General features: G+C 52.3%; 14 protein-coding genes. 6 read left to right on the forward strand and 8 right to left on the reverse strand.

Features of this window, described 5'->3' with window-relative positions:
* Nucleotides 1–63: 63 nt before the first annotated feature.
* The 3 genes from Q8O77_RS12640 to Q8O77_RS12650 are packed head-to-tail and all read right to left on the reverse strand — an operon-like array spanning nt 64 to nt 3,475.
* The gene (locus Q8O77_RS12640; protein WP_305553572.1) at nt 64–1,293 is read right to left on the reverse strand and encodes an ABC transporter permease; all 1,230 of its coding nucleotides are present in this window, start codon (nt 1,291–1,293) and stop codon (nt 64–66) included.
* Nucleotides 1,290–2,042, reverse strand: a complete 753-nt coding sequence (locus Q8O77_RS12645) for an ABC transporter ATP-binding protein (protein WP_305553575.1) — start codon at nt 2,040–2,042, stop codon at nt 1,290–1,292. The genes Q8O77_RS12640 and Q8O77_RS12645 overlap by 4 nt, the downstream gene beginning before the upstream one ends.
* A gap of 2 nt (nt 2,043–2,044) precedes the next feature.
* The gene (locus Q8O77_RS12650) at nt 2,045–3,475 is read right to left on the reverse strand and encodes an efflux RND transporter periplasmic adaptor subunit (RefSeq protein WP_305553578.1); all 1,431 of its coding nucleotides are present in this window, start codon (nt 3,473–3,475) and stop codon (nt 2,045–2,047) included.
* 208 nt (nt 3,476–3,683) lie between these two features.
* On the opposite strand from Q8O77_RS12650, the gene Q8O77_RS12655 reads away from it, so the two are divergent.
* The 6 genes from Q8O77_RS12655 to Q8O77_RS12680 all read left to right on the forward strand — a co-directional run bounded on the left by Q8O77_RS12655 (nt 3,684) and on the right by Q8O77_RS12680 (nt 11,197).
* On the forward strand, nt 3,684–4,337 hold the full coding sequence (locus Q8O77_RS12655; RefSeq protein WP_305553581.1) for an energy transducer TonB: 654 nt from the start codon (nt 3,684–3,686) through the stop codon (nt 4,335–4,337).
* Nucleotides 4,338–4,360: 23 nt separating this feature from the next.
* The gene (locus tag Q8O77_RS12660; protein WP_305553583.1) at nt 4,361–4,939 is read left to right on the forward strand and encodes a sigma-70 family RNA polymerase sigma factor; all 579 of its coding nucleotides are present in this window, start codon (nt 4,361–4,363) and stop codon (nt 4,937–4,939) included.
* Nucleotides 4,926–5,561, forward strand: a complete 636-nt coding sequence (locus Q8O77_RS12665; protein WP_305553586.1) for a hypothetical protein — start codon at nt 4,926–4,928, stop codon at nt 5,559–5,561. Before Q8O77_RS12660 ends, Q8O77_RS12665 begins: the two co-directional genes overlap by 14 nt.
* A gap of 111 nt (nt 5,562–5,672) precedes the next feature.
* Nucleotides 5,673–8,345 (forward strand): S8 family serine peptidase, encoded by a 2,673-nt coding sequence (locus Q8O77_RS12670; RefSeq protein WP_305553589.1) that lies wholly within the window; start codon nt 5,673–5,675, stop codon nt 8,343–8,345.
* 145 nt (nt 8,346–8,490) lie between these two features.
* Entirely contained in the window at nt 8,491–9,600 is a 1,110-nt protein-coding gene (locus Q8O77_RS12675; RefSeq protein ID WP_305553592.1) for a serine hydrolase, read from the forward strand.
* A 169-nt stretch (nt 9,601–9,769) separates the two neighbouring features.
* A complete protein-coding gene (locus tag Q8O77_RS12680) occupies nt 9,770–11,197 on the forward strand; it encodes an alpha-amylase family glycosyl hydrolase (RefSeq protein WP_305553595.1) in 1,428 nt (475 codons plus the stop codon).
* Nucleotides 11,198–11,268: 71 nt separating this feature from the next.
* Here Q8O77_RS12680 and Q8O77_RS12685 read toward each other — a convergent pair whose 3' ends face one another.
* From Q8O77_RS12685 to rlmA, 5 genes are all read right to left on the reverse strand, one after another.
* Nucleotides 11,269–11,763: a RidA family protein gene (locus tag Q8O77_RS12685; RefSeq protein WP_305553598.1), complete on the reverse strand. Its 495-nt coding sequence runs from the start codon at nt 11,761–11,763 to the stop codon at nt 11,269–11,271.
* A gap of 10 nt (nt 11,764–11,773) precedes the next feature.
* Nucleotides 11,774–12,421 (reverse strand): c-type cytochrome, encoded by a 648-nt coding sequence (locus Q8O77_RS12690; protein WP_305553601.1) that lies wholly within the window; start codon nt 12,419–12,421, stop codon nt 11,774–11,776.
* Nucleotides 12,418–14,022, reverse strand: coding sequence for an FAD-dependent oxidoreductase (locus tag Q8O77_RS12695; protein ID WP_305553603.1), 1,605 nt, complete (start codon nt 14,020–14,022; stop codon nt 12,418–12,420). Before Q8O77_RS12695 ends, Q8O77_RS12690 begins: the two co-directional genes overlap by 4 nt.
* A gap of 115 nt (nt 14,023–14,137) precedes the next feature.
* Nucleotides 14,138–16,642, reverse strand: coding sequence for a TonB-dependent siderophore receptor (locus tag Q8O77_RS12700; RefSeq protein ID WP_305553606.1), 2,505 nt, complete (start codon nt 16,640–16,642; stop codon nt 14,138–14,140).
* Between the two features lie 445 nt (nt 16,643–17,087).
* Nucleotides 17,088–17,897, reverse strand: coding sequence for a 23S rRNA (guanine(745)-N(1))-methyltransferase (gene rlmA / locus Q8O77_RS12705; RefSeq protein WP_305553609.1), 810 nt, complete (start codon nt 17,895–17,897; stop codon nt 17,088–17,090).
* Nucleotides 17,898–17,997 lie beyond the last annotated feature (100 nt).

Genomic DNA, 17,997 nt, shown 5'->3' on the forward strand with positions numbered 1-17,997 from the left:
CCGGCAGCTGTCAATTCAGCCGCTGCCGGATGAGACTAAAGTCTGATAAGCGTTTGCGCTGTGTTATTCGTAACGCAGTGCATCTATCGGCTGCAATCCGGCGGCTTTGGTGGCCGGATAGTAGCCGAAAAAAATGCCAATCAGGCAGGAGAAGCCAACACTCATCAGTACCACATAGAGTTCAATAATAGCGGTAAAACCGGCAAAGTACTGCAATGACAGGCTAACTGCTACCGCCAGCGCCAAACCTATGGCACCGCCGAGGCCGCATAACAGCACTGCTTCGATTAAAAATTGTTTCATGATCACTTTGGGCTCGGCGCCCACCGCCATGCGCAGGCCAATTTCGCGCGTCCGCTCGGTTACCGACACCAGCATAATGTTCATAATGCCAATGCCGCCCACCAGCAAAGATACCGACGCCACCGCGGCCAGCAAACCATTGAAGATTTGCATGGTTTCTGAGCGGGTGGCAATCATTTCTGACAAATTGCGGATCCGAAACGGCGGTTCGCTGTCACTGCTGCGCAAGCGCTGGCGTAACAGGCTGTCCATTTGCTGCTCTACGTCTGCCATATCACGCTCATCTTCTACCTGCACAATAATAGCGCGAATGGCTTTAGGGCTGGATAAGGTCATGCCGGCAATGCGTTTGCGCACGGTGTCCAGCGGCATAAAAATCAGATCATCCTGGTCGTTGCCCTGAGTATTTTGGCCTTTACTGTTCAGCACACCAATGATGGTTACCGGCATTTTGTTTACCCGCACCGTTTGGCCCAGGGCGTCGCCGGCACCAAACAGCTCGCGTTTTACCGTCTGGCCTATTACTGCCACTCTGGCCGCAGTATTTAGCTCGGTGTCGCTAAAGGTTCTGCCCTCAACAACTTGCCAGCTTTGCGCAGCATAGATGCGGTTATCCACACCATGAATTTCCGGCGCCCAGTTCAGGTTGCCGTAAATCAACTGGCCACTGGCGCGCAATGTGGGCGCTGCCACATTCACCTGCGGAATTTGCTGTTCAATCGCCAGTGCATCCATTTCGGTTAAGCCCTGGCTGCTGCCACTGGCTTCACGGGCGCCGCCCATAAAACGGCCGCGGGCAAACACCACAAACACATTGCCACCGAGGCTTTTAATTTGTTGGTCTACGTCATAGCGCGCGCCGGCGCCCAATGCCAGCATAATAATGACCGCCGCCACGCCGATAATGATGCCCAGCATGGTTAAAATGCTGCGCAACAAATTCACCCGCAGCGCTACGGCCGCCACGTTAAGCAGGGTTAAGCTATTCATGTTGCCGTCTCCGCCAGCCGTTGTTGACGAAAGTGTTGCAATGCCGCTGCTGCGCTTTGTGGTTGTGAGCCTTTGTCGCCGATCAGCTCACCATCGCGAAACATCAGCTGACGGCTGGCAAAGGCGGCAATATCCGGCTCGTGCGTTACCAGCACTATGGTTTTACCCTGCTGATGCAACTGCTGAAACAGCTGCATTATTTCCAGCCCGGTTTCAGTGTCCAGTGCGCCGGTGGGTTCATCGGCCAACAGCAACGCCGGTTGGTTTACCAGCGCCCGCGCTATAGCAACCCGCTGTTGCTGGCCGCCGGACAGCTGCGACGGATGGTGATCCATACGCTGTGCCAGGCCAACTAATTGCAGGCATTCAGTGGCACGACTTATCGCCTGGTGTTTTGGCGTCGTGCTGTACAGCAGTGGCAGCATTACGTTGTCTAATGCAGTGGTGCGCGGCAGTAAATTAAACTGCTGAAACACAAAACCGATATATTTGTTGCGCACCCGCGCCAGCTGCGCTGCGCTTAAAGTGGTGACATCTTCGCCCTGTAACAAAATTTGCCCAAGGCTGGGCGAATCCAGACAGCCCAGCAGGTTCATAAAGGTGGATTTGCCCGAGCCGGAAGGGCCCATTACCGCAACAAATTCCCCGGCGGCGATACTGACATCAATACCTTTGAGCGCGCGTAAATGCTGGCCGCCCATTTGGTAATGTTTTTCCAGCGCCCGGGTGGCAATAACAGCTGTAGCCATGCTTAGTCCACCCTTACTGCACGTACTATCAACGCATCACCGTCTTTGACAGCACCGCTGAGCACCTCGCTGTACTCATCATTGCTAAGGCCAACACGGATATTCACCGGTTGCGGCTGACCGTTGCTATCCAGCCGCCAAACCTGAGCGGCAGTACCGGTGTTGGCCTGGCGGCGCTCTTCGCGGCGGGTATTGCTCAGCTGTTGGTATTGTTGATACTCCTGCTCCGATAACAGCAGTTGCAATTCGTTTTGCAGTTTTTGCCGCTCACGGGCGAACAGCGCTCGCGCGTCAGCCATCGGGTTGTCAGCACCTTGCGCCCGCGCTTGCTGCAGCTTATCTCTGAGCGTGTCATACAGCTGGCGTACCTTAGCGGCTTTATCGCCGTTTAACTGCAGTTGTTTAATCAGCTCCTCAGCCTGATCCGGCTGTTCGCCGGCGGCTGGGTTATTACTGCTGCCGGCCGGTTTAAAGCGCAGCGCAGCATTGGGCACCCGCAATACCTGTGTTTGTTGGCCGCGCACGATATTTAAATTAGCAGTCATGCCGGGCAGCAACAGTTGCTGCTGATTCGGCGCATTTATAATCACCTTGTAGGTCACCACGTTATTAGTATTGGTCGCCGCTTTGCGCACCTGGGCCACGTCGCCGCGAAACTGTCGTTCAGGGTAGGCATCCACCTGAAACCGCACCTGCTGGCCCTGTTGCACTTTACCAATGTCAGCTTCATCGACATCGGCTTCAATCTGCATCTGTGACAAGTCCTGCGCTATGGTAAATAAGGTTGGCGCCGATAAGCTGGCCGCTACGGTTTGGCCAATATCTACCTGGCGGTCAATCACGGTACCGTTTACCGGTGAGCGGATAGTGGTGCGGTCTAAATCCAGTTGCGCTTGTTCTAACTGAGCATTGCGTTGCAACAGCTGAGCCTGCGCACTTTGAATTTGTGCATTGGCCAGCAAAATTTGCGCCTGTGCAGTTTCAAATACCGCTTGCGCTTCATCCAGTTCACTTTGATTAGTCAGTTTTTGCTGCACCAGCTGTTGCTGGCGGGTAAAAGCGCGTTCAGCCCGTGCTAATTCGGTGTTTGATTTACTCAGCGTTGCCTGCTGCTGCGCCAGGTTGGCTTGTGCCATTACCACATCGGCCTGAGCCTGTTGTAAGCGGGCCACGTAGCTGCGGTCATCCAGTTTGGCAATGGCTTGGCCCTGGCTTACGTCGTCATTAAAATCGACGTACAGCTCGGTGATCAGGCCTGACACTTCAGTGCCTACCTCTACGGTTACCACTGCACGGGTGGTGCCGGCGGTATTTACCACACTTTCAATATCGCCCCTGGCCAAAACCTGAGTTTGATATTGCACCTGTTGCGGCTCTGCTCCGGCAAACAGCCACAGACCGGCAGCAACAACAATTACAACAACGGCTGACATCAGATAACGCACTACTTTTACTCCATAAAGTTGTTACTGCTTACTATAACCAGCCGCGCCGGCCGGACAAAGTCAACGGGGGTAAAGGTTTTGTAAAGGTGCGGCTAAAGGTACGGCTAAAGGTACGGCGGAAAAAAATTGCGCAGGTTTAACCCCTTAGTTGTTTCTCAAACGTCTTATCAGTAATTAACAACAATAAGGAATGGCTATGCTGCTGACTCACTCTGATTTTGTTTCATCTAATCCGGTTGCCAAACTGGCTGCCAGTGGCGGAGCTGCCTTACTGATCACCGCGCTGTTGTTTAGCCTGATGCAGCAGTTGGTTAAGCCCGCAACCGGGCCGCGGCTGGTACCGCCGCCGGCAATTCCGGTAGAGCTGTCGGTGGCGGCGCAAGACAGCGATATTATTGTCCGGCCGCAGCCACCGGTTAAGCCCGAGCCGGTGATACGTAATATTGAACCGGTGCAACCGCCAATAGACGTGCCGGACAGGATCAGTATTGGCCCGGTGGACATTGTCGCGCCGGTGTTGCCGCGTAGCAAAGGTTTGCCGGGCGGTGGCCAGCAAGGTAACCGCGGTGCTACACCTCTGGTCAGGGTTGAGCCGCGTTTCCCAGTGGATGCAGCGCGGCAGGGTATTTCCGGCTGGGTAAAACTGAGCTTTAGTATTGATGAGGCCGGCGCGGTGACAGATGTCACTGTATTGGCTGCCGAGCCTGGTAATATCTTTAACCGTGAAGCGATACGGGCATTGCGGCGCTGGAAGTATCAGCCGCAAGTAGTTGACGGCAAAGCAATAAAGCAAACTAATTTGCAGGTGCAGCTTGATTTTAGCTTACACAGCGACCAGGCTGAAAATTAAGCTTAAGCACAAGGAGTGGTTGTATGGCATTGAGCTTTTTCCTACCCCGCAGCAGTGCGCCGGAATACAGTGCTGAGCAGTTGTTCAGCCTGTATCGTGACAGTGCTAATCCGTGTTATCTGGAGCAACTAATCGCGTTGCACGGTAACGATTTGTACTACTTCTTATTGCAGCAGTCGGATGCCGCTTTGGCCGGCGATATCAGCCAGCAATGCTGGTTAACCCTGGTGGAGCAACGTGGCAATTTTCTTGGCCTGAGCAGCTTTAAAACCTGGTTGTTCAGTATCGGCCGTAACCGGTTATTAGACGAGCTGCGCCGGTTACAACGCTGGCAGTACCAACAGTCTGAAGAGGAACCGCTGGCAGAGCTGCTGTGTCCGGCGCAGCAGTTGGAGCAGCAGCAACAACAATTGCAATTTAACCAACAGTTGCTGTTATTGCCGTTTTTACAACGCGAAGCACTGATGTTGCAGTTGGAAGGCTTTTCGCTGGCTGAAATCAGCCAAATTACGCAGCAACCGGCGCAAACCATTAAAAGCAGGCTGCGCTACGCTAAGCAAGCGTTGCAGCAGTTATCCGGAGTTAATAATGACAACACCTGAGCGCTTTGAACAGCAATTACAGCAGCAATACCAGCATAACAAAGCTAAGCATCCGCTGCCGGGCGCTGTGCTTAATGCTATCGCTGTGCGCGCTAAGCAGCGCACTAAACCTGCTCTGCCGGGCCTATGGCGTAATATGCAACTGGCAATGAGTGTTTGTGGAGTGCTGTTGCTTGGTGTGATGTTGCAGCGCGAGCCAACAGCGCAAGCCGGATATTACCATATAGTGCAGATACAACAGCAGGAGCAACAGTATCAGGAGCCGCAGTATAAAGAGATGCAGCGCCACAGTTTATCAGCACAAGCAGAGCAGGGCGTTGTCAGCTCTGCCGACCGCGTCGATGGTTATGGCATGGCTGATTATTTTACCGCCAGGGCGCAGAGCGATAATTTCCACTATCAAACCGGGTTGTTGCGCCGGCAGCAGCAAGACTGGGAGATCAGTGTCTGTGATGATTTACTGCTGAGTATTGACCATAACCTGCTGGCAAAAATTGCCATAATCAACCTTGACTCCACAGCAGTTAACGATGGTCAATGGGTAGAGTTTGTCAGTAACAACAAGGGCCAGCTGGTGGCGATTAGTCCGGCGAAACAGCCTTTGCAATGCCGGCAAGGTTGAGGCAACAGATTAATCTGCCAACAGACTTTGTACAAACAGTTGCTCTTTTTCACGGATAATGCCGTACTATAGCAAGAGCCACGTGCTGCTTAGCGCAATAAGGGGAATGCTATGGTCAGGTCTGTTGTCAGTAAATTATCAGCTGTTTTGCTGTTATCTGCCGGAGCTTGTCAGCTGCACGCTGCTGAGCAACGCCTTATTCTTACCTTTGAGCCACAGGTTGCTGCCAGCCGTGCTGATTTGCAACAGGTGCAGGCTACCTCTGCGCGCGGTGCTGCACAGACAAAGTTGCATTATTTTAGCCATTTCCCGCAACTGGCGGTGGTTGCGTTATCAGCCGATACCGATATTGATGCCGCTATAGCGCAATATAGTGTATTGCCCGGCATCACAGCGGTAGAGCGCGATCATCGGGTGTATAAAACTGCTGAACCGAATGACCCCGACTTTGCAGAACAATGGCATTTAAAAGCCGGCAGCGGTATTAATGCTGTAGATGCATGGGATCTGACGACCGGGGATAATCAGTTAGTGGTGGCGGTAATTGATACCGGCGTTGATTACACTCATGCTGATCTGGTTGACAATATTTGGCAAAACCCCGGTGAAACAGCAGCTGATGGTATCGATAATGACGGCAACGGTTATATTGATGATATCCGTGGGATAAATCCGGCTGATAACAGCGTTGACCCTATGGACGAAGATGGTCACGGTACTATAGTTGCCGGCATTATTGCAGCATCAGGTAATAACGATTTAGGTATTGCCGGCGTTAACTGGCAGCTGAAACTGCTGCCTTGCCGCTTTATGGACATTAATGGTTCGGGCTTTGTCAGCGATGCCATAAAATGTCTGGACTACGTGCTGGATTTAAAACTAAACCATGGCATAAATATTATTGCTACCAATAACTCCTGGGGCAGTAGTTCTGAGTCTCAGGCTTTGTATAACGCTATTGCTGAGCACAACGCCGCCGGTATTTTATTTGTTGCCAGTGCCGGTAATGATAATTCACAAGCGAAGTTTTACCCGGCTGCCTTCGATTTACCCAACGTTATCAGCGTAGCGGCGCATGATGAGCAGGGCGTAAAAGCCGATTTTTCTAACTATGGCCGCGATTGGGTGGATATTTCAGCGCCCGGGGTGGAAATTTTATCTACCACTTTAGCTGATGAATTTGCCCTGGCTTCCGGCACGTCTATGGCATCACCTATGGTGACAGCTGTGGCCGCCTTATTAAAAGCAGCAGAGCCTGCGCTGAATATGCAACAACTACGCGGGCGTATTTTAGCCTCCGGGGTGCCGGCGACAGATGCCTTGCTGGCAGCACAAACGGCCAGCGGCAGTCTGCTGTTAGCCAGTGGCCCTGGCCAAAGCGGCGCATTAAACTGCGTTAATCAGCAACTGCAGCGGCGTATGTTGCCGGCAGCGGATGCGCTGTATGTTGCTGCCAACAGCAGTATTCGCATTGAGGTGCTAAGTATTGATTGTGACGGTAACAGCATAGCTGCCGCGCTGACCTCCGGTGTTGCAGCAACACCTGTAAGCATTACAGACAATGGTATAACCCCTGATATCCATGCCGCAGACGGTACTTACAGCGGTAACTGGACTTTTGACGGCACGGCCACCACGCTGAATTTCCCCGATGGCGTAGTGCAGGTTTTCCCCCGCAATAATAGTTACTGTACTGACAATAATGTCAGTGAAATTCCGCTGGCTGAATGCAATGCGCTGGTGCAGCTGTATTACGATACTCAGGGTCAAAATTGGCAGCGTCGGGACAACTGGTTAACAACAAACCTACCCTGCGCCTGGTATGGTATTACGTGTAATGGTGGCAGTGTTACCGGTATTGATTTACGCGAAAACCGCTTATTTGGTAATATTGCTGCCGGTTTTAGCCAGTTAAGCGAGCTGGAAAGCCTTAACCTGAGATTTAACAGTTTAACCGGCACCTTCCCGCAAGCCATACTGCAACTGAGCAAACTGCAAACTTTAGATCTGTGGAGTAATGCGCTGGAGGGGACTATTCCTGCAGCACTGGGTAACCTGTCAGCCCTGGTTAATCTGGATTTATCATTTAACCGTTTTAGTGGTGAACTGCCGCCGGCGCTCGCCAATCTGAGTGCTTTGCAACAACTATTTGTTGAAGATAACCAGTTGTCCGGTGCCATACCATCCGGGTTAGGCCAGCTGTCGCAGCTGCGTATATTGTGGCTGGCAAATAATAATTTTTCCGGCACCTTGCCACAAACTCTTACCGGGTTATCACAGCTGTTGGCATTTAGCTTTGCCGGTACAGAGCTTTGTGCGCCGGTAAATCAACAGTTTGGCGATTGGCTGGCAGGGTTAGAAGAGCTGGAGGTTAACACTGATTGTACTAACACGGCACCGCTAGTGTCTGCCGGGGCGGCGCAGCAGGTGGTCAGTGGTGCCAGCGTGCAGTTGCAAGCCACGGCAACCGATACGGACTTTAACCCGCTGACTTATCAATGGCAGCAAACCGACGGGCCTGCTGTTACGCTTAGCAGTACTGACACCCTTAGCAGCGGCTTTACCGCACCAACCGTCAGTAGTGTCACTATTTTACGTTTCAGCTTTACTGCCGATGACGGCATTACCAGCAGCACCGGTACCGTTACGGTAACGGTAAATCCGCTTAACAGTGGTGGCAATAATGGTGGTGATGGCGGCAGCAGCGGTGGCGGTAGCAACAGTGCCTTGTGGTTAATGGCACTTGGCTTACTAAGCTGGCGCCGGCTTGGCAAGCAGGGCTAAAGCCCCTACAATGCCTGGCCCGGTTGCTACAGGTGTAACCTATAACAATGGATAATAATACAGGGTGAAACAGTTTTTTCTTGCCATTTTATGCTGCTGTTGCAGCCTTGCGGCGGCTGCCGATAACGCAGTAAGCAATGCTTATATGGCACCGTTAATTGCTGATTTTGATCAGCACTTTGCCAGCCAGTTAACGCAGCATGATATTCCTGGCGGCGTGTACGCCATAGTGCAGGGCAATAAAATCATTGCCACTGCCGGGTTTGGTGTGCGCCAGCAAGGCAGCGCCGAACCGGTAGACCCTTATACTGTATTTCGTATTGCCTCAGTGTCTAAAACCTTTGCCGGCGGCCTGGCCGGTATTCTGGCAGCAGAAGGGCATTTCAGTTGGGACGACAAGCTGGTGGATTATCTGCCGGGTTTTTCGTTTAAAACCAAGCGCTACAACAAGCAATTAAAGCTGGGGCATTTATTGTCGCAAAGCACCGGCGTTATGCCCAATGCCTACGATAACCTGATAGAAGCTAACCTGCCGCTGGAGCGTATACTGCCGCAGTTCAGTAAAATTGACCCCCTGTGTCCGCCCGGCCAATGTTATGGCTACCAAAATGTACTGTTCAGCTTAATTGAACCGGTTATCGAGCAATCCACCGGTAAAAGCTATGCGCAATTAATGCAGGAACGCATATTTACACCACTGCAGTTGCCCACGGCGTCAGTTGGGCTGGATGGTTTTTTCAGTACGGAAAACCGTGCTATGCCGCATGTCAGAGCACGCGGTAAATGGCATGAAGTTGAAGTGGCTGAAAGCTATTATCGCTTTGGCCCGGCAGCCGGTATCAATGCCAGTGCAATAGATTTAGGCTACTGGTTAATTGCGCAACTGGGCCATAACCCTGCGGTATTCCCGGATGAATTACTGCAACAACTGACCGGCAAACGGGTTAAAACCCGCCGCGACCTGCGCCGCAAAGAGTGGCGCCGCTACTTAACCGACGCGCACTATGCGCTGGGCTGGCGGGTATATCAATTTGGCCAGGATGAGCTGGTTTATCATGGTGGTTGGGTAAAGGGTTATCGCGCCGAAATAGCCTATTCGCGCGAGCACCAACTGGGGTTGGTAATGTTGATGAATGCTGAATCCAATATGATTAACGAGCTTGGCACCTACTTTTGGTCCGGTATGCTCACCGCCATTCGTCAGCAACAAACGGCTGATACCAACGATACCGACCTCTCCACAGTGCAGGATTAAGCCTGCACTTTATTCTGTATATCTTCGCCCGGGCACTTAGCTGACCAGTTTGGCTGAATACGTATTCAGCTTGAGACATTGTGCTGCAACGTCTATTGATGTTAATCGATACAGAGCGATAACACGACTGATGTTGAAATGACTGATGTTTAAACAACAGGGGAGCGGTATGCAACACCAACTCACTTTATTGCAGCGCTGGCGCCGGCTGGTGTTGCTTGCCACGGCGGTTACGTTGCTTTGCGCTTGCAGCAATGCGCAAAAACTAACAGGCAACACTTATCAGCCACAAGCTTATGTGCAGGTAGCACACCCGCAGTGGAGCAAAAATGCGGTTATTTATCAGATAAACACCCGTCAGTTTACACCTGAGGGCAGCTTTGCTGCCGCGCAGCTGCAACTGCCACGCCTAAAGGCGCTGGGGGTGGATATTCTCTGGCTGATGCCGGTGCAGCCAATAGGCGCGGTTAACCGTAAAGGCAGCCTTGGCAGCCCATACTCGGTTAAAGATTACTATGGTGTAAACGCGGAGTTTGGCAGCATGGCGGATTTAAAAGCCTTTATTAACGCCGCTCATGCCCTGGACATTTACGTGATTCTGGATTGGGTAGCTAACCATAGCGCCTGGGACAATAACCTGGTGACAGAGCACCCGGACTGGTATATCCGTGACTGGAAAGGTGATTTTCGCCCCACGCCCTGGTGGGACTGGAGCGACATTATCGAGCTGGACTACAACCAACCCGGGCTGCGCAAGTATATGACAGACGCCATGAAGTATTGGGTAGAGGAAGTTGGCTTTGACGGCTTTCGGGCCGATGTTGCCGGCTTTGTACCGTTGGATTTTTGGAACACAGTGCGCAAAGAACTGGATAGCATAAAGCCGGTATTTATGCTGGCCGAGTTTGAAGGCCGCGACTTTCACGCCAGGGCGTTCGATATGACTTACGGCTGGACCTGGCATCAGGCCGTGCACGCTATAGCGCAGGGCCATGCCGACGTAAATAAACTCTATGTGTATTACTCATGGAACGAAAAATATTACCCGCAGAACATTATGCGCATGCTGGGGGTAAGTAATCATGATCAAAATGCCTGGGAAGGTACGGAATTTGAGATGTTCGGCGATGCCTTGCCGGCCGTAATGGCCTTGTCGGTAGTGGGTGAGGGTATGCCGATGATCTACAACGGCCAGGAAGTGGGCAACAGCCGGCGGTTGGCGTTCTTCGAGCGTGATCCTATTGTTTGGCACGATGAAAACGGCGACTTTATCCGGCACGACAACGGCGTGTTATACCAAAAGCTGTTTGCGCTGAAAAAGGCCAACACTGCGCTGTGGAATGCCAATTGGGGCGCGCGGATGATCCCGGTACATAACAGCAAAGCAGCGCAGGTATTAAGCTTTGTGCGGCAAAATGATAACGATAAAGTGTTTGCCGTATTTAACTTTACCGCTCAGCAGCAAAGCGTCAGCTTTAAGCAGTCGCTGCATCATGGTGTTTATACTGAGTACCTCAGCGCTGAGGCAGCAGAATTTGCCGATGATACGCAGCTGACACTGCCGCCCTGGGGCTATCGTATTTATGTGGCAAACTAAGGTTGAGGCGCTAACGGGCATCTCAGCCCGTTAGCGCTTAAATAAGTTTGCAAACAATTGGCGCAGCCGGTTTAGGGCCTTACCGCTATCACTTCAATTTCCACTAACATACCCTCAGCCACTAAGCCGGCTATTTGAAAAGCAGAGCGGGCCGGCAAATTGGGCTGCTGTTTGGTGCCGAAAAATTGCGTATAGCCGCGCATAAAACCGGCAAAATCCATCTTACCGTCCAGCGCCGGGTCACCCACCAGAAATACTGTCATTTTCACCACATCCGCCATGCTCAGCTGTTTGCTTTTCAGGCTGGCTTCAATTTGTGCCAGTACATTAACGGTTTGTTGTTCGGTATTGCCCCAATAAGCGGCAGAGTTTTTTTCTGCTTTGCTGTCCAGCGGCGCCGGTACCTTGCCGCTCTCGTAAATCACCGCTTTGCCGGCTGGCACCTCTACTGCCGCAGCTATCGGAAAACTGCTGTTGTTCGGCAAAGGATAGCGGGTAATGTCGGCGGCCTGGCTGCAGCTGCTGACGGCCAATAGCGCAGCGGCGGTATAAAAACTCAGTTTCATTTGCGTGTCCTTATTGTTTTGCGGGAGAAGCTAAGCTGTCAATATAGGCTACAACATCGTCGATAGCCTGGTCGTCCGCCAGGCTTTGCGCAAAGCGGCGCATAGTCTGGCCATAGTCGTCATTCGTTTGGTTACCGCGCCAACCATTTTTAAAAGCACTAAGCTGCTGCGCCAGATACCAGCGCTGCTGCCCGGCCAGCGGCGGCGCTTTAAGTTGGGCATTACCCTCACCACGGCTGCCATGGCAGGCCTGACATGTTTGATACAACTGCCGGCCATGTTGTAAGTCGGCTGTTATGCCCTCTGTTTGTGGTTGTGCTGCCGGTTTCAGGCTACGGATAAAGGCAATGGCCTGTTGTATTTCTGCATCACTCATGTTGCCGGCAACGGCCTGCATTTCTTTGCCGTGGATATCTTCGGCGGCATTGCCGCGCCAGTTATTACGAAACGCAGTAAATTGCTGCTGCAGATACCAGCCCGGCAGCATACTCAGGTTTGGCGCCTTGATTGCTGCATTGCCCTGAGCCGCCGAGCCGTGGCATACCAGGCAATACTGCGCGTTGGGCTGCTGCGATTGTGCTGCCACGCTATGGCTAAGCAACAGCAGCAAGCCTGGCAATGCGGTCCGCCATAACATAAGTAGCCTGGCTTTGTTCATGCCATTACTCCTGTGCTGTATTTTTTGCTGCGAGTCGCTTCACGCCGTTCAATATCTGCCAGCGCGTGCCAGGCCGAGCGTACAGCTCCTTCCTGCCAGCCCGGATGCATGCTGAGCTGATCACCAATTAAATAATGGTTACCGGCCGGCGCCTGCAATAAAGCAAAGCCGGTTTTGTGCAGTGCCTCTGACCATACGGCGCCGCAACCAAGCATATGGTTCATCCGCTGCCAGCAAACACTGACGCCGCTTTCAATATGCTGTGCATAATCGGTATGCACTTTAGTGCCCTGAGCAATGGCCGTTGCCAGCCGCTGCGGGTGTGTCATGGCGGCAAAGCGGTCAGATATTTCCGGTACCCAGCTGTAGGCGCCAAGCAAAATGCCTTTGGCCTTAAACGCATCATGCTGCGGGTACCAAATTTGCGTAATGTCCTGATTGGTCCAGCTGATACCGCTGTAGATATCTTCCTGCTCCCAAAAACGCTGCTTTGCCTGCAAGCCTATTTTGGTCAGTTTGCCCCGGCCCAGTTGCCGCATTATGGCGAGGTAATTGGCCGGTAAATTGCTTTCTATACCGCTAACCAATTGTGCCGGGATACAGTTCAGGCAATAGTCTGCCTGCTCGGTGTAGCGCTCGCCTTGCTGCAGATAAGTTACCGCCACACCTTGTGGCAGCAACTGAATATTACTGACCTGACAGTTAAGCTGAATATCGCTTGTCAGTTGGCGCAAAAATGCCCGCACTATGCTGTCCATGCCGCCGGTGGGGGTCATCAGTGCTGGTGCCTGGTCGGCAATTTCGGCAAAATGCATAGCTCCGGCGGCAAAATCGCTGCGCAGTAAATCGGCCAGCGGCCTGGGTGTTTTCAACACGCCGGGCGCAGTAATACCGCCGCTGGCATAGCCGGCCCGCTCTGAACCGCGGTAGCGCAGGTCATCCGTTAAATCGCCGTAGGCTTTGGCAAAGCTGACCAATTTTTCCAGGTCTTCAGCATTAAAAGGTAACTCTGCTTTAGCATCAGCGCCGGCAGATTTCGCCAGTAATTCGCCGATAAAACCGCGTACATCGGCTTCGTACTCGCGAATGCGCAGCGGCTTGCCGCCAAATATCGCATCATCCTGGGTATAACAGTTTTTATTGTGGTTGCAAAACAACTGCAGCTCGACACCGAGCAAGCGGCAATAGTGCAAAATACCGCTGTGGTGCGCCGGAATACGTGCGGCACCGGCGTTAAAATACAGGTTGGGGGCATCGTCAAACGGGCAAATTTGCGGCGCGCCCAGCTCGTCAATAAAATCGCCGTGGCGCAATGTCATTACTCTGCCGCCGATCCGGTGTGAGGCTTCAATAATACGGCAGCTGTAGCCTGCCCGTTCCAACTCATAAGCCGCGGTAAGGCCGCTGATACCGGCGCCCAAAATTAATACCGTGCGCTTTTTACCCATTAAGGGTTTAAGCGATACCGGGCTGGCCGCAGCCGGTGTTGCTGTCAGGCCAAACAGGCCGGCGGCGTGCAATACGGCTGAACTACCGCCGGCTTTTGCCAGCAGGTTCAGGCACTGGCGTCTGGTAATGGGTGTTTTAAGGTAGTTGCTCATACAGGGCAAATTCCGCAGTAAAAACGGCACTAAGCTGCTGTCAGCTTAGTGCGCGAACGGTATTTCTGCCGCACCCGGGCAGGCTTACGCTGCCTGCAAAGATGCGGCGGCTGCGTCAGAACTGGTAAACAGCGCGCACGTAGTACATACCGCCGTTAAAACCGTAAGGTGTGGTAGTAGGGTATTTAGCCCCGGCTACGCCACCATAGGGGTTTTCATCCGGGTATTTGTTAAAGGCGTTTTGCGCGCCTAATACCAACTCAAGTTCCGCTGTTACCTTATAGCCCAGTTCCAGATCAACGGTAACGGCTGAGCCCTCATCAATGCCCAGGCTGCCGTCATCCAGATGCGCTTCCCAGAATGAACCGAAGTAATTAAGCCGCGCCAGTGCGCGCCAACGGTCTTCTTCGTGGGTAAACGACAGGCTGCCGCGGGTGTTGGGTAAGTTGTCTTCTAACTGGCGCACTTTGGTTTCGCCGACATTGGTGGTTAGCGGGTCCAGGGTTACTTCGGTATCGTTCCAGTTAAACACCAGGTTCAGCTTGCTGCGGCCACGGCCTAAATCCAGATCCTGGCTTACCACTAAGTCAACACCCTGGGTGCGGGTGTCAAAGTCGTTGGTAAAGAACAAAATGCTGGAGTAGCTGCTGGCGTCAGTTACGCCCATTGCCAGTAGCTCTGCGATATCGTCTTCGGTTAACGTTAGCGGCGAAGTTTGGCTTAAGCGGTCGGTTACTTTAATGTTGTAATAATCCAGCGACACATGCGTAGTACCGAGGTTTAATACAGCACCAAACGAGAAGTTTTCCGATTCTTCCGGCTTTAACGGCTTGCCGCCTTTTTGAATCGAAATCGGGTTGTCCGGCGGCAAGGTGGCCTGATCTTCCAGACCGTTCGGGCCAAAGGCAGTAGTAACGTTGATTACCTTACTTTGGCCTATAGTAGGTGCCCGAAAACCGGTACCGGCTGCTGCACGCAGTGACAGGCTGTCAGTCAGGTTATACAACGCTGATACTTTCCAGTTGGTGGTATCACCAAAGTCGGTAAAGTCTTCATAGCGCAGGGCAGCGTTCAACATTAAATCGTCAGTAACCCAAGCCGAGGCATCGGTATAAAACGACAGGTTACGCCGTGTAAACACCCCGGCAGCTTCCGGTTTAAAGCCCGGAAAACCGTTAGAGCCTATGCCAAAGCCTTGGCTGGCCAGCGGGCCAACGGTAAAAGAGGGCACATCACCGGCTTTTACCTCGAAGATATCCTCACGCCATTCCACACCACCGGCCAGGATTAACGGCTCAGCAAATCCGGCGTCAAATTCGCGGAACATATCCAGGTTCAGACCAATCTCGGTTTGCACATAAGTACCCGGGTCAAATGATGTCGGCGTTTCCGGCCCCATCGACGGGTTAATGGTGTTCTTGATACTAAAATCTGCCTGGCTGCGGCCATAAGACGCGCTCAGGTCAAACATAATATCGTTCATCCATTCGCCTTTAACGCCGCCGGCAATAGAGGCATCATACACAGTGCCGCCAAAGCGCGGCGTAAAGCCGCCCGGCAGCATTTCGGTGAAGGCCCAACAGTTTTCATCCGCTGTTATTGCGGCCAGATCGGCAGCTATAGGAATACCGTTTTCATCCAGGCGCAGAGCCGGACAACTGACACCATCATCCGGGGTCAAATCTCCCACCAATACTGTGTCGTATTCCACATTATCTACTGTAACCGGCGTGCCTTCATATACGCCGCTGCGGTTGGTTGGGTTGCGGTAGTAAAAACCGCCTTCCACTTCGCGCTTGGCATAGTTACCAAAGGCGTAGGCTTCTTTGTCGTTACCTAAATCCAGCTCAATATTGGCAAACAGTTTTAAGTCATCTTTAATTTGTGGCGAGCCCCAAATTTGCGCCGGATTGGCTACTTCGGTATTACCGGCAGCAATTAGCCCGGCGGCATCATCCCGTTGCACACTGCGGCTGGTGGCATCGGCAGTGCGATACTCAAAACTGAAGTTGGCCGAGCCGTTATCAGTAAACGGCAGGCCAATATTACCGGCAAATTGATCGCTGGCACCGCCATCGTAATATTCACCCCATTTTGCTTCTAACATGCCGCCTTCATTGGCGTTTTTCAGTTGAAAGTTTAACACCCCGGCAATAGCATCCGAGCCGTACTGGGCGGCGGCGCCGTCGCGCAGTACTTCAACCTGGCGAATCGCAATCGCCGGGATCACAGAAATATCCGGGCCCTGGGCGCCGTCAGACAGGCCGCCACCTAAAAAGGCGATAACGGCAGCACGGTGGCGACGTTTACCATTTACCAGCACCAGGGTTTGATCCGGCCCCAAACCGCGCAGGTTAGCAGGGCGGATCAATGTTGCTGCATCGCTTATCGGCTGGGCATTAATATTAAAACTGGGCACCATAGTGCTCAGTAAGTTCAGCATGTCGGAGTTGCCCTGGTTGGTAAACTCTTCCCCGCCGATAATGTCGATAGGTACCGGAGATTCGCCCACCGACCGTGGTGCGGATCTGGAGCCGACTACTGCTATTTTTTCTACCTGTTCAGCGCCGTCAGGCGCTGCCTCTTCTGCCCACGCTTGCGGTTGAGAAAGCATCGCCATTGCGACTGTGCCAAAAAGCGCAACTTTGATGCAGTGTGCTACTGAGTTTTTATTATATTTCATCTGTGTTCCCATATTCGTTAATCTTTAATTAAAACTGATTAATATCAAATTGTTGAAAGATGAAAACGCCACAATTTTTTGCGCTTCAGTAGCATTAATGCAAAGACTGTGCGCAAAGTTTGCGCGAATTGACTAAGGGCAGCCGGTAGGACCAAACGCCGGTTAACGTTTGTATAGATAATTAATTAACAATGTCGGGTGTAGCGCTTACATCCAAAGGGGACAGAGACAGGTGCAGCTGTTAATAACGCCGCCGGAAATGGCCGGAATTTTTTTTCGGCCAGCCGTTATATAAGTAAAATAGATGATAAATCAAGCTGGGTAATCACCCCATAACGGGGCAAAATGCGCAGTGTTGGTGCGCAAAAAATGTGCAGTATTATTACCCGGTTTTTAGCGGCGCATGCTGATACACATCGAGCAGGAAATCGACGTCGATTTGCGGTAATGTCGCGGCAAACTGCTGTTTTTGCTCTGCACTGAATTTCCACGCCAGCGGCACCATCTGTACCAGTGCCAACACGTCGGCCGGCTGGTTAAAATTCAGTTGAAATTGCAGCCGCTGCCTGCTCCGGTGGCTAAAGCCGGCTATAGCCTCTACATCGTCGCTGTGTAGCCGCACATTGTCGTACACCGCTTGTTTTATTTGTAACAGGTGCTGCGGGCCCGGGGTTACGGTAAGTAAATAGCCGCCCGGTTTAAGTAAGCGTTGCAGCTCCTGCGGTTTAGATGGTGCGTAAATGCGCACTATGATGTCAAAACAATGCTCAGCAAACGGCAGCTGGTACGCACTGGCAACACTAAACTGAATGTTGCTGTTGGCTTTAGCGGCAAATTTAACCGCTGCTTTGGAAATATCCACACCATATACTGCCGCCGTTGGCAGTGCCTGCTTAAACTGTGCCGTGTAGTAACCTTCACCACAGCCTAAATCCAGCACGTTTTCGGGTGCCAGCGTACTTAAGGTATTGCATACAGCTTGTGCCAGCGGCGCGTACCAGCCGGCGTGCAAAAAAGCGCGCCTGGCTAACATCATATCTTTGTTATCGCCCGGATCTTTCGAGTTTTTTTGCTGCACCGGTAACAGGTTCACATAGCCTTCGCGGGCAATATCAAAGCTGTGGCGGTTGACACACTGGTATTGTTTCTCAGCAAGCGTCAGCGGGTTTTGGCACAGCGGACACAGGTACATAGCAAATTCCGGCCGGAAAAAAGGCCGACAGTGTAGCAGCACAGCAGTGTTTTCGGCAAAGGCTTGCTATACTGGCGGCATTGTTAATTTAGCATCGTGT

Origin of the sequence: Rheinheimera sp. (genome assembly GCF_030690345.1) — a bacterium.
Taxonomy (GTDB): domain Bacteria; phylum Pseudomonadota; class Gammaproteobacteria; order Enterobacterales; family Alteromonadaceae; genus Alishewanella.